At 60.1% G+C, this 26212-nt stretch carries 25 protein-coding genes; 21 read left to right on the top strand and 4 right to left on the bottom strand.

Annotated elements, in window-relative coordinates; translation table 11 throughout:
- Positions 1 to 40: 40 nt before the first annotated feature.
- Positions 41 to 2488, bottom strand: coding sequence for an acyl-CoA dehydrogenase (locus tag IAI51_RS07045; protein ID WP_187677816.1), 2448 nt, complete (start codon positions 2486 to 2488; stop codon positions 41 to 43).
- Between the two features lie 250 nt (positions 2489 to 2738).
- On the opposite strand from IAI51_RS07045, the gene IAI51_RS07040 reads away from it, so the two are divergent.
- The 4 genes from IAI51_RS07040 (at position 2739) to IAI51_RS07025 (ending at position 5910) form a co-directional block, all read left to right on the top strand.
- The gene (locus IAI51_RS07040) at positions 2739 to 3398 is read left to right on the top strand and encodes a transglutaminase-like domain-containing protein (RefSeq protein ID WP_187677815.1); all 660 of its coding nucleotides are present in this window, start codon (positions 2739 to 2741) and stop codon (positions 3396 to 3398) included.
- A gap of 43 nt (positions 3399 to 3441) precedes the next feature.
- Complete coding sequence (locus IAI51_RS07035; RefSeq protein ID WP_187677814.1) at positions 3442 to 4065, top strand: glutathione S-transferase family protein; 624 nt, start codon at positions 3442 to 3444, stop codon at positions 4063 to 4065.
- Positions 4066 to 4201: 136 nt separating this feature from the next.
- Positions 4202 to 5134, top strand: a complete 933-nt coding sequence (locus IAI51_RS07030; protein ID WP_187677813.1) for an ABC transporter ATP-binding protein — start codon at positions 4202 to 4204, stop codon at positions 5132 to 5134.
- Positions 5131 to 5910, top strand: a complete 780-nt coding sequence (locus tag IAI51_RS07025; RefSeq protein WP_187677812.1) for an ABC transporter permease — start codon at positions 5131 to 5133, stop codon at positions 5908 to 5910. Before IAI51_RS07030 ends, IAI51_RS07025 begins: the two co-directional genes overlap by 4 nt.
- A gap of 84 nt (positions 5911 to 5994) precedes the next feature.
- Here the strand turns inward: IAI51_RS07025 and IAI51_RS07020 are convergent, their stop codons facing one another.
- Positions 5995 to 6513, bottom strand: coding sequence for a DUF2062 domain-containing protein (locus tag IAI51_RS07020; protein ID WP_187677811.1), 519 nt, complete (start codon positions 6511 to 6513; stop codon positions 5995 to 5997).
- Positions 6514 to 6649: 136 nt separating this feature from the next.
- Between IAI51_RS07020 and IAI51_RS07015 the strand changes: the two genes are divergently transcribed.
- The 12 genes from IAI51_RS07015 (at position 6650) to IAI51_RS06960 (ending at position 18106) form a co-directional block, all read left to right on the top strand.
- Positions 6650 to 8884 carry a DNA internalization-related competence protein ComEC/Rec2 gene (locus tag IAI51_RS07015; RefSeq protein ID WP_187677810.1) on the top strand — a complete coding sequence of 745 codons (2235 nt, stop codon included), beginning with the start codon at positions 6650 to 6652 and terminating at the stop codon, positions 8882 to 8884.
- Positions 8885 to 8985: 101 nt separating this feature from the next.
- Positions 8986 to 9621, top strand: coding sequence for a MotA/TolQ/ExbB proton channel family protein (locus IAI51_RS07010; protein ID WP_167394894.1), 636 nt, complete (start codon positions 8986 to 8988; stop codon positions 9619 to 9621).
- Entirely contained in the window at positions 9618 to 10046 is a 429-nt protein-coding gene (locus IAI51_RS07005; protein WP_187677809.1) for an ExbD/TolR family protein, read from the top strand. Before IAI51_RS07010 ends, IAI51_RS07005 begins: the two co-directional genes overlap by 4 nt.
- On the top strand, positions 10046 to 11056 hold the full coding sequence (gene lpxK / locus IAI51_RS07000) for a tetraacyldisaccharide 4'-kinase (protein ID WP_187677808.1): 1011 nt from the start codon (positions 10046 to 10048) through the stop codon (positions 11054 to 11056). The genes IAI51_RS07005 and lpxK overlap by 1 nt, the downstream gene beginning before the upstream one ends.
- 22 nt (positions 11057 to 11078) lie before the next feature.
- Entirely contained in the window at positions 11079 to 11264 is a 186-nt protein-coding gene (locus IAI51_RS06995; RefSeq protein ID WP_187677807.1) for a Trm112 family protein, read from the top strand.
- Positions 11261 to 12025, top strand: a complete 765-nt coding sequence (gene kdsB / locus IAI51_RS06990; protein WP_187677806.1) for a 3-deoxy-manno-octulosonate cytidylyltransferase — start codon at positions 11261 to 11263, stop codon at positions 12023 to 12025. The genes IAI51_RS06995 and kdsB overlap by 4 nt, the downstream gene beginning before the upstream one ends.
- On the top strand, positions 12025 to 12489 hold the full coding sequence (locus tag IAI51_RS06985; RefSeq protein ID WP_187677805.1) for a low molecular weight protein-tyrosine-phosphatase: 465 nt from the start codon (positions 12025 to 12027) through the stop codon (positions 12487 to 12489). Before kdsB ends, IAI51_RS06985 begins: the two co-directional genes overlap by 1 nt.
- Complete coding sequence (gene murB, locus IAI51_RS06980) at positions 12486 to 13505, top strand: UDP-N-acetylmuramate dehydrogenase (RefSeq protein WP_187677804.1); 1020 nt, start codon at positions 12486 to 12488, stop codon at positions 13503 to 13505. Before IAI51_RS06985 ends, murB begins: the two co-directional genes overlap by 4 nt.
- Before the next feature lie 245 nt (positions 13506 to 13750).
- Entirely contained in the window at positions 13751 to 14221 is a 471-nt protein-coding gene (locus IAI51_RS06975) for a (2Fe-2S)-binding protein (RefSeq protein WP_123466814.1), read from the top strand.
- Complete coding sequence (locus IAI51_RS06970) at positions 14218 to 16539, top strand: xanthine dehydrogenase family protein molybdopterin-binding subunit (protein WP_187677803.1); 2322 nt, start codon at positions 14218 to 14220, stop codon at positions 16537 to 16539. The genes IAI51_RS06975 and IAI51_RS06970 overlap by 4 nt, the downstream gene beginning before the upstream one ends.
- Positions 16539 to 17519 carry an XdhC family protein gene (locus IAI51_RS06965; RefSeq protein WP_187677802.1) on the top strand — a complete coding sequence of 327 codons (981 nt, stop codon included), beginning with the start codon at positions 16539 to 16541 and terminating at the stop codon, positions 17517 to 17519. The genes IAI51_RS06970 and IAI51_RS06965 overlap by 1 nt, the downstream gene beginning before the upstream one ends.
- Positions 17516 to 18106 carry a nucleotidyltransferase family protein gene (locus IAI51_RS06960; RefSeq protein ID WP_187677801.1) on the top strand — a complete coding sequence of 197 codons (591 nt, stop codon included), beginning with the start codon at positions 17516 to 17518 and terminating at the stop codon, positions 18104 to 18106. The genes IAI51_RS06965 and IAI51_RS06960 overlap by 4 nt, the downstream gene beginning before the upstream one ends.
- 70 nt (positions 18107 to 18176) lie before the next feature.
- Here the strand turns inward: IAI51_RS06960 and rne are convergent, their stop codons facing one another.
- Positions 18177 to 21434, bottom strand: a complete 3258-nt coding sequence (gene rne / locus IAI51_RS06955; RefSeq protein ID WP_187677800.1) for a ribonuclease E — start codon at positions 21432 to 21434, stop codon at positions 18177 to 18179.
- A 699-nt stretch (positions 21435 to 22133) separates the two neighbouring features.
- Between rne and rluC the strand changes: the two genes are divergently transcribed.
- From rluC to sppA, 3 genes are read left to right on the top strand one after another with little or no spacing between them, the layout of a single operon-like run.
- Positions 22134 to 23093, top strand: a complete 960-nt coding sequence (gene rluC, locus IAI51_RS06950) for a 23S rRNA pseudouridine(955/2504/2580) synthase RluC (RefSeq protein WP_187677799.1) — start codon at positions 22134 to 22136, stop codon at positions 23091 to 23093.
- Positions 23080 to 23742, top strand: a complete 663-nt coding sequence (locus IAI51_RS06945; RefSeq protein WP_187677798.1) for an HAD-IA family hydrolase — start codon at positions 23080 to 23082, stop codon at positions 23740 to 23742. The genes rluC and IAI51_RS06945 overlap by 14 nt, the downstream gene beginning before the upstream one ends.
- Positions 23743 to 23766: 24 nt before the next feature.
- Positions 23767 to 24756, top strand: coding sequence for a signal peptide peptidase SppA (gene sppA, locus IAI51_RS06940; protein WP_187677797.1), 990 nt, complete (start codon positions 23767 to 23769; stop codon positions 24754 to 24756).
- A 47-nt stretch (positions 24757 to 24803) separates the two neighbouring features.
- Here the strand turns inward: sppA and IAI51_RS06935 are convergent, their stop codons facing one another.
- Positions 24804 to 25382, bottom strand: coding sequence for a Maf family protein (locus IAI51_RS06935; RefSeq protein ID WP_187677796.1), 579 nt, complete (start codon positions 25380 to 25382; stop codon positions 24804 to 24806).
- A 105-nt stretch (positions 25383 to 25487) separates the two neighbouring features.
- On the opposite strand from IAI51_RS06935, the gene IAI51_RS06930 reads away from it, so the two are divergent.
- On the top strand, positions 25488 to 26015 hold the full coding sequence (locus IAI51_RS06930; RefSeq protein WP_095188591.1) for a YceD family protein: 528 nt from the start codon (positions 25488 to 25490) through the stop codon (positions 26013 to 26015).
- A 13-nt stretch (positions 26016 to 26028) separates the two neighbouring features.
- Positions 26029 to 26211: a 50S ribosomal protein L32 gene (gene rpmF, locus IAI51_RS06925; RefSeq protein ID WP_003179396.1), complete on the top strand. Its 183-nt coding sequence runs from the start codon at positions 26029 to 26031 to the stop codon at positions 26209 to 26211.
- The last annotated feature ends 1 nt before the right edge of the window (position 26212 follow it).

Here is a 26212-nt window from a genome sequence, read left to right as displayed (position 1 = left end):
GCCCATTTTTCACAAATAAACAGCTATACGTTGGAAGGGATCAGCGGACTTTTCCCTCAGCCAGCGTCAGCTCCTCTTTGTCGAAGTCATCGACGTCGATCACCTTGCGCCGCGCCGCTTCGGCATCGCGCAAGCTCTGCGCTTCTACCGGTTGCAACACGCCGGCCTCCAAAGCCGCATCGATAGCGTGTTCGCCTGCGGCCGGTTTGACCTGACCGCTTTTCAGCGACGCGTGCAGCTTTTTGTGCAGCGGTTGCGCGGTGTGCAGCAAGTCGCTGGCGTGTTGCAGCGCACCCACCGCATCGTCTGCCGATTGCGGGCGATAGCAGCCGGCAAGCAGTTCTTCCAGTGCCGGATCACCCTTGGCACGGCCAATGACACCCGCGACCTCGGCGCCGAGTTTGTCCGACGGACCTTTGTGACGACGACCGAACGGGAACACGATGACCCGCAATACACAGCCGAAGACTTTGTTCGGGAAGTTTCTCAGCAGTTCATCCAGTGCGCGTTCCGACTGGCCGAGGCTTTCTTCCATCGCCCAGCGGAACAGCGGCTCCATGTAAGCCGGCGAATCCAGATCGTGATATCGCTTGAGCGCGGCGGAGGCCAGATACAGGTTGCTCAATACATCGCCCAGACGTGCCGACAAGCGTTCGCGACGTTTCAGTTCGCCACCCAACAACATCATGCTGAAGTCGGCCAGCATGGCGAACGCCGCGGCCTGACGATTGAGTGCGCGGAAGTAGCCTTGGCTGATTTTGTCCCCCGGCGCGTGTTCGAAGTGGCCGATACCCAGGTTCAGCACCAGCGTGCTGGCGGCGTTGCTCACGGCGAACCCGATGTGTTTGAGCAGCAGGCCGTCGAACTCTTTCAGCGCCTGATCCTTGTCCTCGCGACCGGCGAGGGCCATTTCCTTGAGCACGAACGGATGGCAGCGAATCGCGCCCTGACCGAAGATCATCAGGTTGCGCGACAGAATGTTCGCACCTTCCACGGTGATGAAAATCGGCGCACCGTTCCAGCTGCGCCCAAGGTAGTTGTTCGGGCCCATGATGATCGCCTTGCCACCGTGCACATCCATGGCGTGGCTGATGCACTCGCGACCGCGTTCGGTGAGGTGGTACTTGAGGATCGCCGACAGCACCGACGGTTTCTCGCCCAGATCCACCGCGTTGGCGGTGAGCATGCGTGCGGCGTCCATCATCCAGGCGTTGCCGCCGATACGCGCCATCGCCTCTTGAATACCTTCGAAGGCCGACAGCGGCACATTGAACTGCTCGCGAATCTGCGCATATTGCCCGGTCACCAGACTGGTGAACTTGGCCGCGCCGGTGCCGACCGCCGGGAGCGAGATCGAACGCCCGACCGACAGGCAGTTCATCAGCATCATCCAGCCTTTGCCGAGCATCTCCTGACCACCGATGAGGAAGTCCAGCGGGATGAACACGTCTTTGCCCGAGTTCGGGCCGTTCATGAACGCAGCGCCCAGCGGCAGGTGCCGACGGCCGATTTCCACGCCCGCGGTATCGGTCGGAATCAGCGCCAGACTGATACCGAGGTCTTCCTTGTCGCCCAGCAGATGATCCGGGTCATACGCTTTGAAGGCCAGGCCGAGCAGGGTGGCCACCGGGCCGAGGGTGATGTAGCGCTTTTCCCAGTTCAGACGCAGGCCAAGGACTTCCTGACCCTCCCACTGACCTTTGCAGATGATCCCGGTGTCGGGCATTGCGCCGGCGTCCGAACCAGCGAGCGGGCCGGTGAGGGCGAAGCACGGGATGTCATCGCCACGGGCGAGCCGCGGCAGATAGTGATTGCGTTGCTCGTCAGTGCCGTAATGCAGCAGCAATTCGGCTGGGCCTAGCGAGTTGGGCACCATGACTGTGGAAGCGAGATCGCCGCTGCGGGTGGCGAGTTTCATCGCTACTTGGGAGTGAGCGTAGGCGGAGAAGCCTTTACCGCCGAATTCCTTGGGAATGATCAGGGCGAAGAAACCGTGTTCCTTGATGTGCGTCCACGCTTCTGGGGGCAGATCCATCGACTGGCCGATCTGCCAGTCAGTGACCATCGCACAGAGCTCTTCGGTCGGGCCGTCGATAAAGGCCTGCTCTTCTTCGCTCAATTGCACCTTGGGATAGGACAGCAGTTTGTCCCAGTCCGGACGGCCGCTGAACAGTTCACCGTCCCACCAGACCGTGCCGGCATCGATCGCGTCGCGTTCGGTCTGCGACATCGGCGGCAGGGTTTTCTGGAACCAGTTGAACAGCGGCGCAGTGAAGTGTTTACGACGCAGGTCGGGCAGCAGCAGCGGCGCGGCAACCACCGCCAGGACGACCCAGAACACCAGCAGCAGCCAGCCCGGCGCGTGACTGAAAATCCCCATTGCCAGCAGGTAGACGGCAACGATGCCCAACGCGGGCAGCGGGGCGATGCGCCGGTGGGCGAGATACGCCACGCCAACGATCAAAACCAGTATCCACAACAACAGCATATTTCAGTCCTCCGTGAACCAAGGCAAATCGACCCTCCAGAGCTTAGACGGCATCTGCAAAAGCGGGTGGTCAGAGCAAGGTGATTGAAATCGTGGGAAACCCCGGACGGTTTTCGTAGGTTCGGTGGGCAACGCGTGTGGGAAATCGTTCGCCAGTCCCGCGTCTTTGCGTCCAAGTTTGGCCGAAACGTCGTTATCTCTGTGCTTGAGCTGTCGCTAGACTCGGGGCTCACCCAGGAGATCTGTCGTCATGCACGAGTATCTGAGTCCCGGCCGCTTCATCGATAGTGACCACCCGGCGGTGGTGGAGTTCGCCGAAATGCATCGTGGTGCCAGCCGCGATCCACTCGCGCAGGCGGTCAGTCTGTATTACGCGGTGCGTGAGGCGGTGCGCTACAACCCTTACACCTTCAGTCGCGATCCGCAAACGTTGCGCGGCAGCTATGCGCTGGCGACAGGGGAAAGCTACTGCGTGCCGAAAGCCACGCTGCTCGCCGGGTGTGCTCGACATTGTGGAATCCCGGCGCGCATCGGTCTGGCCGATGTCCGTAATCATCTGTCGACCCCGCGTCTGCTTGAGCTTCTGAAAAGCGATATGTTCGCCATGCATGGCTATACCGAGTTGTTTCTCAATGGTCGCTGGGTCAAGGCAACACCGGCGTTCAACCAGAAACTCTGCGAATTGTTCAATGTGGCACCGCTGGAGTTCGACGGCATCAACGACAGCGTTTTCCACCCGTTCAATCGTGACGGCGCGCAACTGATGGAGTATCTGGTCGATCACGGCCAGTTCGCCGATGTGCCGGAAACCTTCTTCTTTGAACACCTGGAGAAGTGCTATCCACACCTGTTCGGTGATCATCAGCCGCAACTGTTGGGTGACATGCACAGTGATGTCAGGCTCGTCTGATCCGGCGTATGCTGCCTGCCCACTCATTTGCAAAGAGGCGGTCATGCTGAAGATCTGGGGACGGAAAAACTCATCGAATGTCAGGAAGCCACTGTGGGCTGCCGAGGAATTGGGCCTGGCTTTCGAGGCGATTGATGCCGGTGGTGCGTTCGGCGTGGTCGACACGCCCGAGTACCGCGCGATGAACCCGAACGGTCGGGTGCCGGTGATTGAGGATGACGGCTTCGTGCTGTGGGAATCCAACGCCATTGTCCGCTATCTGCTGGCCAAACATGCGCCCGATAGCGCGTGGTATCCGGCGGATGCGCAGGCCCGGGCCATCGCCGACAAGTGGATGGACTGGGCCACGTCGAGTTTTGCCGGGCCGTTCCGCACAGTGTTCTGGGGCGTGTTGCGTACCCCGGCGGACAAACAGGACTGGCCCGCCATCAACGCGGCGATTAAAGAATGTAATGAGTTGTTGAGCATGGCTGATCAGGCACTTGCCAGCCAACCGTACTTGTCCGGCAACGAAATCGGTATGGGCGATATTCCGCTCGGCAGTTTCATTTATGCCTGGTTCGAGATGCCTATCGAACGCGCGGCACAACCGAATCTGCAAGCCTGGTACGAGCGCCTGAAACAGCGTCCGGCGTATCAGAAAGCAGTTATGACCGCGTTGACTTAATACCTACTATCGACACACTTGACTGTACTTGTGCGGCGACGGCAAGCACCATTGCGCTCGTGCGCCGCGGTTGTATCCCTCGCCGCCCACCCTTATTTATGTCTTTCTTCCCTTCACCATGGTGCGTAAATCAGATATGAGTTCCGCTCTGTCCATCCGGCAGCTAACCAAAACCTACGGCAACGGGTTCCAGGCCTTGAGTGGTATCGATCTGGACGTCGCCGAAGGTGACTTCTTCGCCTTGCTCGGCCCCAACGGTGCCGGCAAATCCACGACCATCGGCATTCTCTCGACCCTGGTGAACAAGACCAGCGGCACGGTGAATATCTTTGGCAATGACCTGGACAAGAACCCGGCAGCGCTCAAGCGCTCGATCGGCGTGGTGCCCCAGGAATTCAACTTCAACCAGTTCGAAAAAACGTTCGATATCGTCGTGACCCAGGCCGGTTACTACGGCATTCCGGCGAAGATCGCCAAGGAACGCGCCGAGCAGTACCTGACCCAACTCGGCCTGTGGGACAAGCGCGATGTGCCGTCGCGTTCGCTGTCCGGCGGCATGAAGCGTCGTTTGATGATCGCCCGTGCGTTGGTGCATGAACCGCGCCTGCTGATCCTCGACGAACCGACTGCCGGGGTCGACATCGAGCTGCGCCGTTCGATGTGGACGTTCCTCACCGAACTGAACCAGAAAGGCATCACCATCATCCTCACCACGCACTACCTGGAAGAGGCTGAGCAGTTGTGCCGCAACATCGGCATCATCGACCACGGCACGATCGTCGAAAATACCAGCATGAAACAACTGTTGGGCCAGTTGCACGTTGAAACCTTCCTGCTGGACCTGAAAAACGACTTGAATGCCGCGCCGCAATTGATCGGCTATCCCGCCCGGTTGATCGACAGCCATACCCTGGAAGTTCAGGTCGACAAGTCCATGGGCATCACCGCGCTGTTTGGCCAACTGGCCCTGCAGAACATCGAGGTGCTGAGCCTGCGTAATAAAACCAATCGCCTCGAGGAGCTGTTCGTGTCCCTGGTGGAGAAAAATCTGTCGAAGGTGGCGGTATGAGTTCCGAGTTCCGTCCCAACCTCGTCGCGCTCCAGACCATCGTTTACCGCGAGGTCAAACGCTTTACCCGGATCTGGCCGCAGACGTTGCTGCCGCCGGCGATCACCATGGTTCTGTACTTCGTGATCTTCGGCAACCTGATCGGCCGGCAGATCGGCGACATGGGTGGCTTCACCTACATGGAGTACATCGTGCCGGGGCTGATCATGATGTCGGTGATCACCAACTCCTACGGCAACGTGGTGTCGAGTTTCTTCGGCAGCAAATTCCAGCGTTCCATCGAAGAGTTGATGGTCTCGCCGGTGTCGCCGCACACGATCCTGATTGGCTACACCTGTGGTGGCGTGCTGCGCGGGTTGATGGTCGGCGTCATCGTGACCATCCTGTCGCTGTTCTTCACCCATTTGCAGGTGCATCACCTGGGTGTGACCATACTGGTGGTGGTACTGACGGCAACAATCTTCTCGTTGCTGGGTTTCATCAACGCCGTGTTTGCACGCAACTTCGATGACATTTCGATCATCCCGACGTTCGTGCTGACGCCGCTGACCTACCTGGGGGGCGTGTTCTACTCGATCACTCTGCTGCCGCCGTTCTGGCAGACCGTATCGCTGGCCAACCCGGTGCTGCACATGGTTAACGCCTTCCGCTACGGCATTCTCGGGGTGTCGGATATCCGCATCGGCATTGCGATCACCTTCATGCTGGTAGCGACCGTGGTGCTGTATTTCGGTTGCGCGCGGTTGCTGGTGAGTGGGCGCGGGATGCGTACTTAAGAGCGCACAATATCCCTGTAGGATTGATGGCGTCAGTCCAGGCAGCACAAAAAAACGGCCTCCCATTGCGGAGGCCGTTTGCATTCACGACATTCGTTTCTTCTTGCGCCGCGCCCATTGCCGCGCTACCCACCAGCGCCAATACATCATCACCGCGCAATAGGCGAGGGCACCAAGCACCAGCCCTACCACCACCGAACCCAGCAAAAACGGTTGCCACAACGTCGACAGCTCACCGCTGATCCATTCCCACGTCAACTCATCCGGCAGATGCCGTGCCGGCACATCCATCAACCACGCACCGGCCTGATAGGTACAGAAAAACACCGCGGGCATGGTGATCGGATTAGTCAGCCAGACCAGGCTGACGGCGATTGGCATGTTGCCACGCACGATGATGGCCAGCGCTGCTGCGACCAGCATCTGCGCCGGAATCGGCAGAAACGCAGCAAACAGCCCGACCGCCATCGCGCGAGCCACCGAGTGACGATTGAGGTGCCAGAGGTTCGGGTCATGCAGCAACTTGCCGAGAAAGCGTAAGGATTTGTGTTCCCTGATGCTCGTCGGGTCGGGCATGTAACGTTTGAATAAGCGCCGGGGCATAAGGCTTCTCGGTCGGTTAAGGCGGCAAGTATGTCTGGATTCTACGAAGCCCCCATTCAGACTTTGTGACAATTGTTGACGACGGTCGTGCGAAAGAGCCGCTATGCCTAAGAGCGGGACTCTCAAGGACGGGCTTATGCGCACAGGGATGATGGCGCTGGCAGTCGGTCTGCTTGCCTCTGTTTTTATGCCGGCGTTACCGCCGGTCTGGTTGATGCTGTTGTTACCGATCGCCGGTTTGATGTTGCTGCCGTTTCGCAGCTATCCATTGGCTTTTTTGCTGTTTGGTTTCACTTGGGCCTGTGTTGGCGCGCAATGGGCATTGAATGATCGATTGCCGGTCAAACTCGACGGTGAGACCCGTTGGCTTGAAGGGCGAGTGGTCGGCTTGCCGCAAATCAGCGAAGGTGTGGTGCGTTTCGAATTGGCTGATGCGCGCTCGCGTCACGGCAAACTGCCGCCGCTGATGCGTCTGGCGTGGTACGCCGGGCCGCCGGTCAACAGTGGCGAACGCTGGCGCCTGGCGGTCAAGCTCAAGCGTCCTGGCGGTTTACTCAATGCTGATACCTTCGATTACGAAGCCTGGTTGCTGGCGCAACGCATCGGCGCGACGGGAACGATCAAGGATGGCCAGCGCCTGAGCGAAGCGCGATGGGCGTGGCGCGACAGCATTCGTCAGCGTTTGCTTGAGGTGGACGCCCAGGGGCGGGCCGGCGCGTTGGCGGCCTTGGTACTGGGCGATGGCTCCGGGCTCAGTCGCGAAGATTGGCAGATCCTGCAGGACACCGGCACCGTGCATTTGCTGGTGATCTCCGGCCAGCACATCGGCATGTTGGCGGCGGTGATGTACTTGCTGGTCGCCGGGTTGGCCCGATATGGGCTGTGGCCGTTGCGTTGGCCTTGGCTGCCGTGGGCCTGTGGTCTGGCATTCGCTGCCGCGCTCGGTTACGGGCTGCTCGCCGGATTTGATGTGCCAGTGCGCCGGGCCTGCGTGATGGTCGGGCTGGTCTTGTTGTGGCGTCTGCGCTTTCGCCATCTCGGTGCGTGGTGGCCGCTGTTGTTGGCGTTCAACTGCGTGCTGTTGCTCGATCCGCTGGCCAGTTTACGGCCCGGTTTTTGGCTGTCCTTCGCGGCGGTGGCGGTGCTTGTCTTCACTTTTGGCGGTCGCCTCGGGGCGTGGCGCTGGTGGCAGACGTGGACGCGGGCGCAATGGCTGATTGCGATCGGTTTGTGCCCGGTGCTGATGGCGCTGAACCTGCCGATCAGTCTCAGTGGGCCGTTGGCGAATTTGCTCGCAGTGCCCTGGGTCAGCCTGGTGGTGTTGCCACCGGCACTGCTCGGAACGTTGTTGCTGCCGGTGCCGTATGTCGGTGAGGGGCTGTTGTGGCTGTCCGGCGGTTTGATCGACTGGCTATTTCAAGGTCTGGCGTTAATCGCCGGGCACTGGCCCGCGTGGATTGCGCCGTCGATTCCCATGTGGGCGTTGGCCATCGGCAGTCTCGGTGCCGTGCTGCTGCTATTGCCCCGTGGGGTACCGCTGCGTCCTCTGGGTTGGCCCTTGCTGCTAGTCCTTGTGGTACCGCCAAGAGAGCGACTGGACGCAGGATTGGCCGATATCTGGCAGCTCGATGTTGGTCAGGGGTTGGCGATTCTGATCCGCACCCGGCATCACACCTTGCTTTACGACGCCGGGCCGCGTTTCGGTGATTTCGATCTCGGTGAGCGTGTTGTGCTGCCGGCCTTGCGCAAATTGAGCGTCGAAAAGCTTGATTTGATGCTGCTCAGCCACGCCGATGCCGATCATGCCGGTGGGGCGCTGGCAGTGGCGCGCAGCTTGAAGGTGGATCGAGTCATCAGTGGTGACCCACCGGGATTGCCCGCCGAACTGAATGCCGAAGCCTGCGAAAGCGCACGCCAGTGGCACTGGGATGGCGTCAGTTTTCAGCTCTGGCAATGGTCGGATGCCCACGACAGTAATCAGCGCTCCTGCGTATTGCAGATTGAGGCTAATGGTGAGCGCCTGCTGTTGACCGGTGATATCGACACCCATGCCGAGCGCGTCTTGCTGGAAAGTCCATTGGCGGTGCCTACGCAATGGCTGCAAGCGCCGCACCACGGCAGTCGCAGTTCCTCTTCAATGGCCTTGCTCAAAGCCTTGAACCCCGACGCTGTGCTGATTTCTCGAGGCCACGGCAATTCCTTCGGGCATCCGCACCCTACCGTGCTCGCCCGCTATCGCAAACAGGGTCTGCGCATCTACGACAGCGCCGTGCATGGCGCCATTCATCTGCAACTCGGTACCTTCAAACCGCCCAGGACAATGCGCCAACAGCGACGCTTCTGGCGTGATCCGCCCGCTTTTGCCCGTTGATCGGGGGGCGCACGAATGCGGCATCACGGTCGTCGGAGGGGCGGGTCTTAATCGCGAACCGGTATGGTAAAGTGGCGCACTTTTTCGAGGGGACTGTCACTGTGTGGGAATTGGTCAAATCCGGCGGCTGGATGATGTTGCCGATCATTCTTAGTTCCATCGCGGCCATGGCGATTGTCGCCGAGCGCCTGTGGACCCTGCGCGCCAGCCGCGTTACCCCCGAGCATCTGCTGGGCCAGGTCTGGGTCTGGATCAAGGACAAACAGCTCAATAAAGAAAAACTCAAGGAATTGCGCGCCAATTCGCCGCTGGGTGAAATCCTCGCGGCGGGCCTGGCCAACTCCAAGCATGGTCGTGAGATCATGAAAGAGTGCATCGAAGAAGCCGCAGGCCGGGTGATCCATGAGCTCGAGCGCTACGTCAATGCACTCGGCACCATCGCTGCCATGGCGCCGTTGTTGGGGCTGTTGGGTACAGTGTTGGGCATGATCGATATTTTCAGTGCTTTTACCGGTTCAGGCATGACCACTAATGCTTCGGTGCTGGCCGGCGGTATTTCCAAAGCGCTGATCACCACTGCGGCAGGCCTGATGGTTGGTATTCCAGCGGTGTTCTTCCACCGTTTCCTGCAGCGTCGCATCGATGAGTTGGTGGTGGGCATGGAGCAGGAAGCAATCAAACTGGTTGAAGTGGTGCAGGGCGACCGTGACGTCGACCTGGCCGAGGGCCGCGCGTGAAATTCCGTCGCAAGCCCCGGGAAACCGTGGACATCAACCTCGCGTCGCTGATCGACGTGGTGTTCATCCTGCTGCTGTTTTTCGTCGTGACCACCACGTTTACCCGCGAGACCCAGTTGCGAGTCGATCTGCCCGAAGCGGTCAGTGGTTCGCCGGCCGAAGATCAGCAGGTCAAGCAGATCGACGTCGCCATCAGCGCCGAGGGCGTGTTTTCGGTGAACAACAAGATTCTGGCGAAAAACGATCTGCCGACTTTGATGGAAGCCATGCAGAAGGAATCCAACGGTGACACCAATATGCCGTTGTCGATCAGCGCTGATGGCAAGACTCAGCATCAATCGGTGATCACCGCCATGGACGCGGCCGGCAAGCTCGGTTTCAGCCATCTGCGCATGACCACGGTCGAGGCGGCGCCCAAATCCTGATGAGCCTGTCCGATCGTTTGCTCGCCGCGTGGTATCAGGGGCACCCGGCCCTGACGCTGTTGCGGCCGCTGGAAATGCTCTATCGCCGCGTCGTCGTCGGCAAGCGTCAGCGCTTTCTCGATGGCGAGGGCGAAATCTATCAGCCGCCAGTGCCGTTGATCGTGGTGGGCAATATCACTGTCGGCGGCACCGGCAAGACGCCAATGATCCTCTGGCTCATCGAACATTGCCGGCGCCGTGGTTTGCGCGTCGGCGTGGTCAGCCGTGGCTACGGCGCCAAACCGCCGCAACTGCCGTGGCGGGTCGAAGCGGAGCAAAGCGCTGACATTGCAGGCGACGAGCCATTGCTGATCGTCCAGCGTACCGGCGTGCCGCTGATGATTGATCCTGATCGCAGTGCGGCGGTCAAAGCCTTGCTCGCCAGCGAAACGCTGGACCTGATCCTGTCCGACGACGGTATGCAACATTATCGTCTGGGCCGGGATCTGGAACTGGTGTTGATTGACGCCGCTCGTGGTCTGGGCAATAAGCGTTGCCTGCCCGCCGGGCCTTTGCGCGAGCCGATCGAACGTCTGCAAAGCGTCGACGGCGTGCTGTTCAACGGCGCGACGGCCGATCGCGATGACGGGTTCGCCTTCCGCCTGCAACCCACCGCGCTGGTCAATCTGCGCAGTGGCGAGCGCAAGCCGCTCGATCATTTTTCTGCCGGTCAAAGCGTGCATGCGGTCGCCGGGATTGGCAATCCGCAACGTTTCTTCAATACCCTCGAAGCGCTAGACTGGCGCCCAGTCCCCCATGCGTTTGCCGACCACGCCGAGTACAGCGTGCAGGCCTTGAATTTCACGCCGTCATTGCCGTTGGTGATGACCGAAAAGGACGCGGTGAAGTGCCGTGCCTTCGCTGCTGCCGATTGGTGGTATCTGGCGGTCGATGCGGTGCCGTCGCCGGCCTTTGTGGCCTGGTTCGACATCCAACTGATGCGTCTGTTACCGGATCGGCTTTTGCCTTAACTCTTTATTCCAGGGAATGTTCATGGACACCAAATTGCTCGATATCCTCGCGTGCCCTATCTGCAAAGGCCCGCTCAAGCTCAGCGCCGACAAGACCGAGCTGATCAGTAAAGGTGCCGGTCTGGCATATCCGATCCGCGACGGCATCCCGGTGATGCTCGAAACCGAAGCGCGTACCCTGACCACTGACGAGCGCCTGGATAAATGACCACAGCCTTCACCGTTGTCATCCCGTCGCGGTACGCCTCCACTCGGCTGCCGGGCAAACCGTTGCTGTTGATTGCCGGCAAGCCGATGATCCAGCACGTCTGGGAACAGGCGAGCAAAAGCAGCGCCAGCCGCGTGGTCGTCGCGACCGACGATGCGCGTATCGTCGAGGCCTGCAAGGGCTTTGGTGCCGAAGTGGTGCTGACCCGTGAAGATCACAATTCCGGCACCGATCGTCTGGCCGAAGTCGCGGCGAAACTGGGCCTTGAGGCCGACGCGATCGTGGTCAACGTGCAGGGCGACGAGCCGTTGATCCCGCCGAGCGTGATCGATCAGGTCGCCGCCAACCTTGCCGCCCACACCGAAGCGCGCATGGCCACCCTGGCCGAGCCTATCGAAGACGTGGAAACCCTGTTCAATCCGAACGTGGTCAAAGTTGTCAGCGACGTTAATGGTCTGGCGCTGACCTTCAGCCGTGCAACCTTGCCGTGGGCGCGCGATGCGTTCGCCAAGAATCGCGAGCAATTGCCAGAAGGCGTGCCGTACCGTCGCCACATCGGCATTTATGCCTACCGCGCCGGTTTCCTCCAGGATTTCGTGAGCTGGGGCCCTTGCTGGCTGGAAAACACTGAATCCCTGGAGCAACTGCGTGCCCTGTGGCACGGCGTGCGGATTCATGTCGCCGACGCGCTGATCGCACCGCCAACCGGTGTCGACACCGTCGAAGACCTCGAACGCGTTCGTCGCCTGCTGGAGGCCTGATGCGCGTTTTGTTTGTGTGCCTGGGCAACATCTGCCGGTCACCCACAGCGGAAGGCGTGTTGCGCCAAAAACTGCGTGAAGCGGGGCTGGCGGATCAGGTCGAAGTGGCCTCCGCCGGCACGGGTGACTGGCACGTCGGCAATCCGCCGGACAAACGCAGCCAGGCCGCAGCCAAAGTGCGCGGTTATGACCTGTCGGCGCAACGCGCGCAGCAGGTCAGCCGTGCCGACTTCGCCAGTTATGATCTGATCCTGGCCATGGACAACAGCAACCTGCGCAATCTCAAGGCGTTGCAACCGTTCACTGGCAAGGCCGAACTGGATCTGTTCCTGCGCCGTTATGCCGGGCTGGTCGATGAAGTGCCGGATCCGTATTACGACGGCGATCAGGGGTTCGAGCAGGTCCTGGACCTGATCGAAGCGGCCTGTGACCAACTGTTGATCGAAGTGAAGGGGCGGCTATGAGTTTGTTGGTACAACCGCAGGTTTCCCTGAAACCGTTCAACAGTTTTGGTGTGGAGGTTCGCGCGCAACTGTTTGCCGAAGCCCGCAGCGATGATGATGTACGCGAAGCCTTGGTGTATGCCGAGTCCCACGATGTGCCATTGCTGGTGATCGGTGGTGGCAGCAACCTGCTGCTGACCGCTGATATCCCGGCGCTGGTACTGCGCATGGCCACTCGCGGTATTCGCGTGATCAGTGATGACGGCAACCGCGTGGTGATCGAAGCCGAAGCCGGCGAGCCGTGGCACCCATTTGTGCAACACACTTTGGCGCAGGGCTTTTCGGGTTTGGAAAACCTCAGTCTGATTCCCGGCACCGTCGGCGCTGCGCCGATGCAGAACATCGGTGCCTACGGTGTCGAGATCAAGGATGTGTTCGCCGGGCTCACGGCGCTGGATCGCCAGACCGGCGAGCTGCGCGATTTCAGCCTGGAGGAATGCAACTTCGCCTACCGCGACAGCCTGTTCAAGCAGGAGCCGGGACGTTGGTTGATTCTGCGGGTGCGCTTCAAGCTCAATCGCGTCGCTCATTTGCATCTGGAATACGGTCCGGTGCGTCAGCGTCTGAACGAGCAGGGCATCGAGCAACCGACGCCTACTGACGTCAGCCGCGCAATTTGCAGCATCCGCAGCGAAAAACTCCCGGACCCGGCGGTGCTCGGCAATGCCGGCAGCTTCTTCAAGAACCCGCTGGTGTCGGCGGCGCTGGTTGAGCAGATCAAGGCTCAACACCCGGATCTGGTGGCCTATGCGCAGCCGGATGGGCAGATGAAATTGGCCGCCGGTTGGCTGATCGAGCGCGCAGGCTGGAAAGGTTTCCGTGAGGCCGATGCCGGCGTGCATAAATTGCAGGCGCTGGTGCTGGTCAATTACGGCGCGGCGACCGGGCTGCAATTGCTCGATCTGGCGCAGCGTATCCAGAAAGATATTTCCGAGCGTTTCAATGTCGAACTGGAAATGGAGCCCAATCGTTATTGAGGCTAAGCTTTCAAGGCGCCATCCAAAGCCCTGCACTGATAAAAAGTGCAGGGCTTTTTTGTTAATGCTGGGTTAACTTAGCGAGCTAACGATACCAACCATTTGCTCCACCAAAGGCCCGGTGCAGACGTTTTCGTCGGCGCAAGAGAGCCTGACTAGCCTGAGTCGATCTGCGAACCCACCGCTGATGTTTCCGGCGGCAGATTGCTCGACCCCATAACCTCCAAAAATATGCGGGCGTGCCCATGATTACCCTGAAACTCAACGGTCAAGACCATCCCCTCGATGTCACTGAAGACATGCCGCTGCTCTGGGCAATTCGTGATGTCGCCGGTTATAACGGCACCAAATTCGGTTGCGGCATGGGCCTGTGCGGCGCCTGCACCATTCATATCGACGGCTTGCCCGCGCGCAGTTGCATCACGCCGATCGGCTCGGTGGTCGGGCAGAACGTGACCACCATCGACAACCTTCATGCTGACCCAGTCGGGCAAGTCGTCCAGCAGGCCTGGCTCGACAGCGCCGTGGCCCAGTGCGGTTTCTGTCAGGGTGGCCAGATCATGTCTGCCACCGCGCTACTGAAAACCAATCCGAACCCTAGCGACGAGCAGATCGAAGAAGCGATGGTCGGCAACATTTGCCGCTGCGGCACCTACAACCGGATCAAAACCGCGATCCGTCAGGCTTCCACTCATCTGAAGGAGGCCAAGGCATGAGTCGCCTACCGAATGATTTCGCCCTGAGCAACCTCAGCCGCCGTGGGTTTCTCAAAGGCGTCAGCGCCACCGGCGCGCTGGTGCTGGCGGCAAGTTGGGGCTGGCAGGATGCGTTGGCCGAAGACAAACCGAAGAAATTTGGTGCCGATGGCATGCCCAACGGCTGGATCGATGATCCGAAGGTCTACGTCAGCATCGCTGCTGACGGCACGGTAACCGTGGTGTGCAACCGTTCCGAGATGGGCCAGGGCGTGCGTACCAGCCTGACCATGGTCGTCGCTGATGAGCTGGAAGCCGATTGGGCCAAGGTCAAAGTGCAGCAGGCGCCGGGCGATGAAGTGCGCTTCGGCAACCAGGACACTGACGGTTCGCGCAGCATGCGCCACTGGTACGAGCCGATGCGTCGTTGCGGCGCGGCGGCCCGGACCATGCTTGAGCAAGCGGCGGCTGAGCAGTGGAAAGTGCCGGTCGGCGAGTGCCACGCACAGTTGCATAAAGTCCTGCACAAACCGTCCGGCCGCGAGCTGGGCTATGGCGAACTTGCCGCTGCCGCCAGTGCCTTGGCAGTACCGGCGCGCGACAGCTTGCGCCTCAAGCAGCCGTCGGAGTTTCGCTACATCGGCAAGGAAGGCACCAAAGCCATCGACGGCGACGACATCGTCAACGGGCGTGCGGTGTACGGCGCTGATGTGCATTTCGACGGCATGTTGTACGCCACCATCGCCCGTCCGGCGGTTTACGGCGGCAAGGTCAAATCGGTCGATGACAGCGCTGCGCTGAAAGTCCCTGGTGTGCTTAAAGTCATTCAGATCGAAAGCCGCCCGCTACCTTCAGAGTTTCAGCCATTGGGCGGTGTGGCAGTTATCGCCAGTAACACCTGGGCGGCCATCAAGGGCCGCGAAGCGCTGAAAATCGAGTGGGACGATGGCCCGAACGCCAGTTACGACTCGATTGCCTATCGCAAAGAGCTGGAAGCCGCTTCGCTGAAGCCCGGAAAAGTGGTGCGCAATACCGGTGATATCGATAAAGCCCTGAGCGGTGCTGCCAGCACCCTCGAAGCTTCTTATTATTTGCCGCACCTGGCGCAGGCACCGATGGAGCCGATGGTTGCCATCGCCCGTTTCAAGGACGGTGTCTGCGAAGCCTGGGCGCCGAGTCAGGCGCCGCAGGTGACTCGCGAACGAATCGCTGAGCGCCTCGGTCTGCCGTTCGATAGCGTCACGTTCAATGTGACGCTGCTGGGTGGTGGTTTCGGTCGTAAATCAAAACCGGACTTCGTCGTTGAAGCCGCGATTCTCGCCAAAGAATTCCCTGGCAAAGCTGTGCGGGTGCAATGGACGCGCGAGGACGATATCCACAACTCGTATTTCCACACCGTGTCCGCCGAATACCTGAAGGCCGGTGTTGGCAAGGACGGCATGCCGTCCGGCTGGCTGCATCGCACCGTGGCGCCGAGCATCACTGCGCTGTTCGCTCCCGGTATGAACCATGAAGCGGCATTCGAACTGGGCATGGGGTTCACCAACATGGCCTATGCCATTCCCAACGTGCGCCTGGAAAACCCCGAAGCCACGGTGCATACGCGGGTCGGCTGGTATCGCTCGGTGTCGAACATTCCCCATGGGTTCGCGATCCAGAGCTTTGTCGATGAACTGGCGCACAAGGCCGGTGTTGATCCGCTCAAGTACCAGGTCAAATTGCTTGGCCCGGATCGACAGATCGACCCGCGCACCTTGAGCGAAGAGTGGAACTACGGCGAATCCCCAGAGCGCTATCCGATCGACACCGGGCGCATGCGCACCGTACTGGAAACCGCGGCAAAGGCTGCCGGTTGGGGACGCAAGTTACCCAAGGGGCGTGGCCTGGGGCTGGCGGTGCATTACAGCTTCGTCACCTATGTGGCCGCAGTGATCGAAGTCGAGGTCAAGGACGATGGCACGCTGATCGTGCACAAGGCTGACATCGCCGTCGATTGCGGGCCGCAGATCAACCCTGAGCGCATCCGTTCACAGTTCGAGGGCGCCTGCGTCATGGGCCTTGGTAACGCGGTGCTGGGTGAGATCAGCTTCAAGGACGGCAAGGTGCAGCAGGACAACTTCCATATGTACGAGGTCGCGCGCATGTCGCTGGCGCCGAAGGAAGTCGCGGTGCATCTGGTGACGCCACCGGGCGACGTACCGTTGGGTGGTGTCGGTGAACCGGGTGTGCCGCCGATTGCGCCGGCGCTGTGCAATGCGATTTTCGCGGCCACCGGCCAACGCATCCGCAACCTGCCAGTGCGTTATCAGTTGCAGGGCTGGCATAAGGCGCAGGCGTAATGGACAGCGTCGACCTCAACGTCCTGCGCAGCGTGCTCGAATGGCGCCGCGCCGGGCAGCGGGTGGTGCTGTTCAGCGTGGTGCAGACCTGGGGCACCGCGCCTCGGTCACCCGGCGCCATGCTGGCATTGCGTGAGGATGGCGTGGTGATCGGCTCGGTGTCGGGCGGGTGTGTCGAGGATGACTTGATCGCCCGCCTGCACGACGGGCGCATCGCTACAGATGGGCCACCGGTGCAATTGATCACCTACGGCGTTACCCGCGAAGAGGCGGCGCGGTTTGGCCTGCCTTGCGGCGGTACGCTGCGTCTGACCGAGGAGCGTGTCGGTGATCCATCATGGGTTGCCGAACTGCTCGCGCGTTGCGAAGCCCATGAAATTGTTGCCCGTGAACTGGACATTGAAACCGGTGAAGTGGTTTTGACTGGTGCCAGCAAGTCCGATTCGCTGGCGTTCGACGGCAAGACCTTGCGTGCCATCTATGGCCCGCGCTGGCGTCTGCTGTTGATCGGCGCCGGGCAGCTGTCGCGGTACGTGGCGGACATGGCGCGGTTGCTGGATTTCGAAGTGCTGATTTGCGATCCGCGCACCGAATTCGTCTACGGTTGGGAAGAGCATCACGGTCGTTTCGTCCCAGGGATGCCGGATGACGCGGTATTGAGCATTCAGACCGATGAGCGCACGGCAATTGTCGCGCTGACTCACGATCCGCGCCTGGATGACATGGCCTTGCTGACCGCCCTCGATTCGCCGGCCTTTTATGTCGGCGCGCTGGGTTCGCGGGTCAACAGTCAGAAGCGTCGGGAGAATCTGGCTCAGCTAGGTTTGTCGGAACAGGCCATCGCTCGGTTGCACGGGCCGATCGGTTTGCATATCGGCAGTCATTCGCCGGCGGAAATCGCTCTGTCCCTTTTGGCGGAAATTGTCGCGATCAAGAACGGCGTTGAATTGAAGCAGAAGAAGTCACTGGAGGGCGCATGAGTCGATCCATCGGTGTGATTGTGCTGGCGGCGGGCGAGGGCAGTCGCTTTCGCCAAGTGGCGGGTGCGGACAAGGACAAATTGCTGGCCGATTGCACCGGGCGTGATGGCGCTGTGCGCTCGGTGATCGAGCAGGTGTTGGTGAACCTCCCGGCTAGCCTCGACAAGCGCGTGCTGGTGACCACTGAGGCTCGACCGCAGGCAATGCGCATGGCGCAGGCCTATGGCTGTGATGTGGTTTCGATTGAATCGACAGGCATGGGCGACAGTATTGCTGCGGGTGTGGCGGCTTGCCCGGATGTGGATGGCTGGTTGATCGTGTTGGGAGATATGCCGTTTATCTTGCCGTCGAGCATCGAGCGGGTGGTCGCGGCGATGGCTGACGATGCGGTGAGCGTGCCGGTGCAGGATGGCGAGTTTGGGCATCCAGTGGGGTTTGGTCATTCGTTTGGTTTGGAGTTGTTGGCGTTGTCCGGTGATCGCGGGGCCAGGCCTTTGTTCAAGCAGGGAAGGGTGGTGGAAGTGGTGGTCGATGATCCAGGGGTGTTGTGGGATATCGATGTGCCTGAGGCGTTGGTGTTCAAGTAACAGCAAGATCAAAAGGCATAAAAAAGCCCCGCCTGAATCATCAGGCGGGGCTTTTTATTGGCTTAAGGAATCAGACGAGAGGTTTAGGCTCGTGTTCTTTTTCCTGGGCCTCTTCGTTGTGCTCGACCGCGTCCTGAACGGAGCGTGGTGCTTCAGCGATCACCGATTCAACCACGGCTTCTTCAGCAACCGGTGCAGGCGCTGCCTCGACCACTTCAGCAACCACTGGCTCGGCAACAACCGGAGCAGAAGCGGCGGCCAGTTCGGCTTCCTTCGCCAGACGCTCTTCTTCACGCTTGCGACGACGCACTTCACGTGGATCGTTTGGCGCGCGACCGTTTGGCGCCAGAGCGCTGACCGGAGCCGCTTCAACGACCGGAGCAGGTGCTTCGGCAACCACTGGCGCTTCGACGACCGGTGCTTCAACGACTGGCGCTGGAGCAGGTTCGGCAGCCTTGGCTTCTTCAACCACTGGCGCTTCGAATGCAGGCGCTGGTGTTTCAGCGGCGGCAGGCTCGGCAACCCAGTTGAATGCGGTCTGCTCTTCGCGAACTTCACGCACGGTTTCGGTCACGGTTTCAGCGACGGTTTCGACAACCGGCTCTGCAACAACGATTGGCGCTTCGGCGACTACTGCAGGTTCAGCAGCAGCGTCAGCAAAAGCTTCGAACTGCGGCTGAGCTTCGCGAACCGGTGCTACTTCGACTTCCGGAGCAACAGTCACTTCTACCGGAGTCGTTGCTTCAACAACCGGTGCTTCGACTGGAGCGGTTTCCAGAGTAGCGGCGGTGGCGCGTTCGGCTTGCTCGTGAGCCTGTGCTTCGGCCGGAGCGCTGATCACAGTGCTGGCGACAGCGGCGGTTACAACCAGGCCGGCAGCCAGATCGGCAGTGTCCGGCGCTTCAGCGTTTTCGCCGGACTCGGACTCTTCCGAACCTTCGATCACGTTGCCGTTGGCATCACGCTGACGCTCACGACGGTTGCTGCGACGACGCTGGCCGCGGGAGCGACGACGTGGGCGATCGCCTTCGGCGTTCTCCGAACCGTCTTCCGGCAGTTGCTCTTCGTTGCTGATCACTTCTTCTTCAGCGACGGCAGCAGCGGCCTGTTCGGCGCGCGGTTGACGCTCTTCACGCGGTGGACGCGGAGCACGTTCTTCACGTGGCTGACGGGCCGGACGCTCTTCAGCGGTCACGTCGGCAGCGGCCGCAGCAACGGGAGCGGCGTCCAGAGGCTCGCGCAGTTCACGCACACGTTCTTCACGCTCGCCACGTGGCTTGCGGTCTTCGCGCGGAGCACGTGGTGCACGTTCTTCACGAGGGGCGCGTGGTGCGCGTTCTTCGCGGGCGGCTGGGGCTTCAGTGCGGGCTTCACGCGGCTCGCGGACTTCACGGGCTTCACGGGCTTCACGTGGCTGACGCTCTTCACGCGGCTCGCGTGGGGCGCGCTCTTCACGCGGAGCACGTTCTTCGCGCGGCTTGCGTTCTTCATCGCGGCGACCGTTACGGTTGCGGCTCTGCTGACGGCCGTTGCGACGCTCTTCGTTGCGGGCCGGACGTTCGGTAGCCGGTTTTTCAACCACGACCGGAGCGGCAGGCTCTTCTTTAGTAGCGAACAGGCTGACCAGCGACTTCACCAAGCCTTTGAACAGGCTAGGCTCTGGTACGGCAACTGGAGCAGGTGCTGGTGCGGCAGGGGCGGCAGCTTCGGTCGGAACCGGAGCATTGGCGCGTGCCGGAGCAGTCTTGACCGCGGCTTCCTGGCGAACCAGGGTGCGGGTCGCAGCGGCTGGCTGGACTTCTTCGACTTCTGCAGCGGCAGCAGCGATTTCGTAGCTGGACTGGTTGGTCGCGGCTTCAGGGCTGTCGTCACGCAGGCGCTGAACTTCGAAGTGCGGCGTTTCGAGGTGATCGTTCGGCAGGATGATGATACGGGCACGGGTGCGCAGTTCGATCTTGGTGATCGAGTTGCGTTTTTCGTTGAGCAGGAACGCGGCCACCGGGATCGGCACTTGTGCGCGAACTTCAGCGGTGCGGTCTTTCAGGGCTTCTTCTTCGATCAGGCGCAGGATCGCCAGCGACAGCGATTCGACGTCACGGATGATGCCGGTGCCGTTGCAACGCGGGCAGACGATGCCGCTGCTTTCGCCCAGCGATGGACGCAGGCGCTGACGGGACATTTCCAGCAGGCCGAAGCGCGAGATGCGGCCGATCTGCACGCGAGCGCGGTCGGCTTCCAGGCATTCGCGGACTTTCTCTTCCACGGCGCGCTGGTTCTTGGCAGGGGTCATGTCGATGAAGTCGATGACGATCAGGCCGCCGATGTCGCGCAGGCGCAACTGACGGGCGATTTCTTCGGCGGCTTCAAGGTTGGTCTGCAGGGCGGTTTCTTCGATGTCGCTGCCTTTGGTGGCGCGCGCCGAGTTGATGTCGATGGACACCAGGGCTTCGGTCGGATCGATAACGATGGAGCCGCCGGAAGGCAGTTCAACGACGCGCTGGAAAGCGGTCTCGATCTGGCTTTCGATCTGGAAGCGGTTGAACAGCGGAACGCTGTCTTCGTACAGCTTGATCTTGCTGGCGTACTGCGGCATCACCTGGCGGATGAACGTCAGGGCTTCGTCCTGTGCTTCAACGCTGTCGATCAGCACTTCGCCGATGTCCTGGCGCAGGTAATCACGGATGGCGCGGATGATCACGTTGCTTTCCTGATAGATCAGGAATGGCGCGGAGCGATCCAGCGAGGCTTCTTTGATGGCGGTCCACAGTTGCAGCAGGTAGTCGAGGTCCCACTGCATTTCTTCGCTGCTGCGGCCCAGGCCGGCAGTACGCACGATCAGACCCATGTCGGCTGGTGCAACCAGGCCGTTCAGCGCTTCACGCAGTTCGTTGCGCTCTTCGCCTTCGATGCGACGGGAGATACCGCCGGCACGCGGGTTGTTCGGCATCAGTACGAGGTAGCGACCGGCCAGGCTGATGAAGGTGGTCAGGGCTGCGCCCTTGTTGCCACGTTCTTCTTTTTCGACCTGAACGATGACTTCCTGGCCTTCGCTCAGGACGTCCTTGATGTTGACGCGGCCTTCAGGAGCTTTCTTGAAGTATTCGCGGGAGATTTCTTTGAGGGGCAGGAAGCCGTGGCGCTCGGAGCCGAAATCGACAAAGGCAGCCTCAAGGCTTGGTTCGATGCGAGTGATGCGGCCTTTATAGATATTGGCCTTCTTCTGCTCGCGTGCACCGGATTCGATGTCCAGGTCGTAGAGGCGTTGGCCATCTACCAGTGCAACACGCAACTCTTCGGGTTGAGTTGCGTTAATCAGCATTCTTTTCATGTAGTACCGTCGGTTTCCGGGCTGCCGGAAACGGCGTTCGGCACACACGACTTCTCACGGTCGGTGTCAGGTGCGTCGGGAGTGGTTGGCCATTCCCGTGTCCAGCGATGTGCGACCAATTGGGCCGATACCGCGACGTACGCGTCCTGCTTGCTGTGGCTACTTAAGCACTCAGTCAGGAGGAGGAATCAACCAGCGGCTGTGGACGAGATGAAGCGTCTTGATAAAGCCTATTGCTACACAGTCCAGCGGTTGTGCATCTCCACCCTACACGTATCCCTGATAATTCGGGTGCTGCCGCGCGCAGAATCCGCAGCGGGTTGGCATTTACCGTGAGCTCCGAAAGGGGAGGTCACGCATCATGGCTAATTTAGGCAGTGTTTCCGAAGCGTTCGCTCGAGGTCATTCGCAGTTGACTGCACTTTGTGAACTGGCCTTGAATGTTTGCCTGCCAGGCGAGTTAAAACTCTGCTCGGCGGTGTGATTCAGGCCTCATGTCACCTGCGCTTGTTACAACTGCAAACTCCACCGTTACGTAGCGAAAGCCCCGTAGGACGGCCTCGCGTCCTGGTGAATTGCGTTGGTCAGGGCCGGTTTTTGACCGTGGTGCCGCTGTCCAGGCCGCTTTTGGCGGCGTTCGCGAATATAGCAGCAATGATTAAGTGCTTCAATTCCATAAAAATTGTTATCATCCGCGCCATGACAACTACTGCCCCTTCGACTCCAGGCGTTCAACTGCTTGAAGTCTCGCCGGAGTATGCCGGCCAACGAATCGACAATTTCCTCCTCGCCCGGCTCAAAGGCGTGCCCAAGACCTTGATTTACCGCATTTTGCGCAAAGGCGAAGTGCGTGTGAACAAAGGTCGGATCAAGCCCGAATACAAGCTGCAGGCCGGCGATATCGTGCGTGTGCCGCCAGTTCGCGTGCCGGAGCGTGACGAGCCGGTGCCTCTGGCCCAAGGCCTTTTGCAGCGTCTGGAAGCCTCGATTGTCTACGAAGACAAAGCGCTGATCGTGATCAACAAGCCCGCCGGCATTGCGGTTCACGGCGGCAGCGGTTTGAATTTCGGCGTAATCGAAGCCTTTCGTCAGTTGCGTCCGGATGCCAAGGAGCTGGAACTGGTTCACCGTCTCGATCGCGACACCTCCGGCCTGCTGATGATCGCCAAGAAGCGCAGCATGCTGCGTCACTTGCACGAAAAACTGCGTGGCGATGGCGTCGATAAACGCTACATGGCGCTGGTTCGCGGTAACTGGGCGACCTCGATCAAGCAGGTCAGTGCGCCGTTGCTCAAGAGCAATCTGCGCTCCGGCGAGCGCATGGTCGAAGTCAACGATGAAGGCAAAGAAGCCCTGACCGTGTTCAAGGTGCTGCGCCGCTTCGGCGATTTCGCCACTATGGTCGAGGCCAAGCCTGTTACCGGGCGTACCCACCAGATTCGCGTCCATACCTTGCACGCCGGGCATTGCATTGCCGGTGACAGCAAGTACGGCGATGACGACTTCACCAAGGAAATCCGTGATCTGGGCGGCAAGCGCCTGTTCCTGCACGCTTACATGCTGACCGTGCCCCTGCCCGATGGCGGCAAGCTGACCTTGCAGGCCCCGGTCGATGAGATGTGGGCCAAAACTGTGGAGCGCCTGAGTGCAGCACCCTGATTACAAATTGCTGATTTTTGATTGGGACGGCACGCTGGCTGATTCCATTGGTCGGATTGTCGAGGCGATGCACGTTGCGTCCGAACGTTCCGGTTTTCAGTTGCGTGACGATTTTGCCGTCAAAGGCATTATTGGTTTGGGCTTGCCGGAGGCGATACGCACGCTGTATCCCGAGATCGGCGATGCCGAGCTGATTGCATTCCGTGAGTTTTACGCTGAGCACTACATCGCCGCGGAGGCCGTACCTTCGCCGTTGTTCGAAGGTGTTGTCGAGTCGATGGCCTCGTTTCGCGATGATGGCTATCACTTGGCTGTCGCGACTGGTAAGGCCCGTCGCGGGCTGGATCGCGTACTCAAGGCGCACGGCTGGGAAGATTATTTCGATATCACCCGCGCTGCCGATGAAACTGCCAGCAAGCCGCACCCTCTGATGCTTGAGCAGATTCTCGCCCATTGCGGCGTACGTCCCGAGGAGGCGCTAATGGTCGGGGATTCGTCCTTCGATCTCGAAATGGCGCGCAACGCAGGGATGGGCTCGGTAGCGGTCAGCTATGGCGCGCAATCGATCGAGGCGTTGAAGCTATTTGAACCGCGCCTGTCGATCGACCGTTTTTCCGAATTGCATGCCTGGCTGGGGAAGCAGGCTTAATACGTTTTTGCTGGGGTGGATGGCATGACCGACGAATGGAAAGCACCGGCCAAGGCAAGTGTCGACGGCGGTGACGAGAAAAGCTGGAAGCTGTTGGAGAAGACCCTTCTGGCAGGTGTGCAGGAGCAGCGGCGCTCGCGGCGTTGGGGAATTTTCTTCAAGCTGCTGACGTTTGTTTATCTGTTTGTTGCGCTGATCCTGTTCACGCCGCTGATGGACATGGAAAAAAGCGCGACTCGCGGCGAGAACTACACCGCGCTGATCGACGTCACCGGCGTGATCGCCGACAAGGAGCCGGCCAGTGCCGACAATATTGTCGGTAGCCTGCGTGCTGCATTCGAAGACAAGAAGGTCAAGGGTGTCATCCTGCGGATCAACAGCCCGGGCGGCAGTCCGGTGCAGTCGGGTTATGTGTATGACGAGATCAAACGCCTGCGAGCGCTGCATCCGGATACCAAGTTGTATGCGGTGATCTCCGATCTCGGCGCGTCGGGTGCGTATTACATCGCCAGCGCGGCGGATCAGATCTATGCCGACAAAGCGAGTCTGGTTGGCTCCATTGGTGTGACGGCGGCGGGTTATGGCTTTGTCGGGACCATGGAGAAGCTGGGTGTCGAGCGTCGTACGTACACGTCCGGCGAGCACAAGTCGTTCCTTGATCCGTTCCAGCCACAGAAGCCTGAAGAAACTGCGTTCTGGCAAAGCGTGCTGGACACTACGCACAAGCAGTTCATCAATAGCGTCAAGCAAGGCCGTGGCGACCGTCTGAAGGACAAAGAGCATCCGGAGCTATTCTCAGGGCTGGTCTGGTCGGGCGAGCAAGCACTGCCGCTTGGGCTGATTGATGGCTTGGGTAATGCCAGTTCCGTGGCGCGTGACGTGATCGGCGAGAAAGAGCTGGTGGATTTCACTGTTCAGGAATCACCGTTCGACCGTTTCTCGAAGAAGCTTGGTGCCAGCGTGGCTGAGCAGTTGGCGATGTGGATGGGTTTCCACGGGCCTTCGTTGCGCTGAGTTGTCGATGCATAAAAAAACCGGCCTTGATGGCCGGTTTTTTGTGGTCATGGGATTTGCACGCCCTCGACCAGCAGCATGTCGATCAGGCGAATCAGCGGCAGGCCGATCAGGCTGGTGGCGTCCGGGCCTTCAGTGGACTGGAACAGGCTCACGCCGAGGCCTTCGGCCTTGAAGCTGCCTGCGCAGTCGTAAGGCTGTTCGATGCGCAGGTAGCGCTCGATGCGAGCCATGTCGAGTTGGCGCATGTGTACGGTGAATGGCACGCAATCGACCTGACATTGGCCGGTCTGGCTATTGAGAAGGGCCAGGCCGGTCAGGAAGGTCACGCTGGCGCCGCTGGCAGCCAACAGTTGATCGCGGGCCTTCTCGAAGGTGTGCGGCTTGCCGATGATCTGAGCGCCGAGGACGGCCACCTGGTCTGAGCCGATAATCAGATGAGCGGGATGGCGGTCGGCAAGTGCGCGGGCTTTTTGTTCGGCGAGGCGTTTGACCAGGTCGATTGCCGATTCGCCGGGGCGGTGACTTTCATCGATGTCTGGCGAACTGCAGGCGAACGGCAGGTGCAGGCGGGCGAGTAATTCGCGGCGATAAGTCGAGCTTGAAGCGAGTAATAAAGGCAGCATTCGCGTCTCCTGAGGCAGGTGCGGATTCTAGCGGAGGCACGCAAGTGACGGACAGGGCACAATTTCCTTTGACATGGGTGGGTGCATCCCTATAATGCTGCGCCTATGTTGAATGACCCGATTCCACCTCACGTTGACCCGCGCAAATTGGCTGACCGTGGCACCACCCTTCAAGGTGAACTGCTGCTGGCCGATTTGAAGAGACTCTGCGACCCGCTTTCCGACAATGTCGGTACGGTGCAGGCGAAATTCGTTTTTGAACGAGATGAACGTAAATCTGTGGTAATCCACAGCTTTATCGACACCGAAGTCAAAATGGTTTGCCAGCGTTGTCTTGAGCTGGTCACCCTGCCGATCCACAGCGAATGCAGTTACGCTGTAGTGAAGGAGGGTGCGAATACCCAGTCGTTACCGAAAGGTTATGACGTGCTGGAACTGGGCGAAGATCCATTGGATCTGCAGTCACTGGTCGAGGAAGAGCTTTTGCTCGCTTTGCCCATTGTGCCTGCTCATCATCCGGAAGAATGCCAGCAGCCGGCGGGAGCAGATGAGCCCGAACCGAGCGAGGACGAGGTAACGCGGTCCAACCCGTTCAGTGTATTGGCGCAGTTAAAGCGTGACCCAAACGTTTAGGAGTTAATCAATTATGGCTGTTCAGCAGAACAAAAAATCCCGCTCTGCCCGTGACATGCGCCGTTCGCACGACGCTCTCGAGGCTAGCACCCTGTCTGTAGAAAAAACCACTGGTGAAGTTCACCTGCGTCACCACGTATCGCCAGAAGGCGTATACCGTGGCCGTAAAGTGATCGACAAGGGCGCTGACGAGTAAT

This window comes from Pseudomonas sp. N40(2020) (genome assembly GCF_014472415.1).
Classification (GTDB): domain Bacteria; phylum Pseudomonadota; class Gammaproteobacteria; order Pseudomonadales; family Pseudomonadaceae; genus Aquipseudomonas.
This window is presented reverse-complemented; position numbering and strand designations above follow the sequence as displayed.

Bases quoted from the DNA above. Each gene is read 5' to 3' on its own strand.
- IAI51_RS06960 (WP_187677801.1), top strand. From the start codon at position 17,516: ATGAGTCGATCCATCGGTGTGATTGTGCTGGCGGCGGGCGAGGGCAGT.
- IAI51_RS06995 (WP_187677807.1), top strand. From the start codon at position 11,079: ATGGACACCAAATTGCTCGATATCCTCGCGTGCCCTATCTGCAAAGGC.
- murB (WP_187677804.1), top strand. From the start codon at position 12,486: ATGAGTTTGTTGGTACAACCGCAGGTTTCCCTGAAACCGTTCAACAGT.
- IAI51_RS07020 (WP_187677811.1), bottom strand. From the start codon at position 6,513: ATGCCCCGGCGCTTATTCAAACGTTACATGCCCGACCCGACGAGCATC.
- IAI51_RS06930 (WP_095188591.1), top strand. From the start codon at position 25,488: ATGTTGAATGACCCGATTCCACCTCACGTTGACCCGCGCAAATTGGCT.
- IAI51_RS06985 (WP_187677805.1), top strand. From the start codon at position 12,025: ATGCGCGTTTTGTTTGTGTGCCTGGGCAACATCTGCCGGTCACCCACA.
- kdsB (WP_187677806.1), top strand. From the start codon at position 11,261: ATGACCACAGCCTTCACCGTTGTCATCCCGTCGCGGTACGCCTCCACT.
- rpmF (WP_003179396.1), top strand. From the start codon at position 26,029: ATGGCTGTTCAGCAGAACAAAAAATCCCGCTCTGCCCGTGACATGCGC.
- IAI51_RS07025 (WP_187677812.1), top strand. From the start codon at position 5,131: ATGAGTTCCGAGTTCCGTCCCAACCTCGTCGCGCTCCAGACCATCGTT.
- IAI51_RS06970 (WP_187677803.1), top strand. From the start codon at position 14,218: ATGAGTCGCCTACCGAATGATTTCGCCCTGAGCAACCTCAGCCGCCGT.
- IAI51_RS07040 (WP_187677815.1), top strand. From the start codon at position 2,739: ATGCACGAGTATCTGAGTCCCGGCCGCTTCATCGATAGTGACCACCCG.
- IAI51_RS07035 (WP_187677814.1), top strand. From the start codon at position 3,442: ATGCTGAAGATCTGGGGACGGAAAAACTCATCGAATGTCAGGAAGCCA.
- rne (WP_187677800.1), bottom strand. From the start codon at position 21,434: ATGAAAAGAATGCTGATTAACGCAACTCAACCCGAAGAGTTGCGTGTT.
- IAI51_RS07030 (WP_187677813.1), top strand. From the start codon at position 4,202: ATGAGTTCCGCTCTGTCCATCCGGCAGCTAACCAAAACCTACGGCAAC.
- sppA (WP_187677797.1), top strand. From the start codon at position 23,767: ATGACCGACGAATGGAAAGCACCGGCCAAGGCAAGTGTCGACGGCGGT.
- rluC (WP_187677799.1), top strand. From the start codon at position 22,134: ATGACAACTACTGCCCCTTCGACTCCAGGCGTTCAACTGCTTGAAGTC.
- IAI51_RS07045 (WP_187677816.1), bottom strand. From the start codon at position 2,488: ATGCTGTTGTTGTGGATACTGGTTTTGATCGTTGGCGTGGCGTATCTC.
- IAI51_RS06935 (WP_187677796.1), bottom strand. From the start codon at position 25,382: ATGCTGCCTTTATTACTCGCTTCAAGCTCGACTTATCGCCGCGAATTA.
- IAI51_RS06965 (WP_187677802.1), top strand. From the start codon at position 16,539: ATGGACAGCGTCGACCTCAACGTCCTGCGCAGCGTGCTCGAATGGCGC.
- IAI51_RS07015 (WP_187677810.1), top strand. From the start codon at position 6,650: ATGCGCACAGGGATGATGGCGCTGGCAGTCGGTCTGCTTGCCTCTGTT.
- IAI51_RS06975 (WP_123466814.1), top strand. From the start codon at position 13,751: ATGATTACCCTGAAACTCAACGGTCAAGACCATCCCCTCGATGTCACT.
- lpxK (WP_187677808.1), top strand. From the start codon at position 10,046: ATGAGCCTGTCCGATCGTTTGCTCGCCGCGTGGTATCAGGGGCACCCG.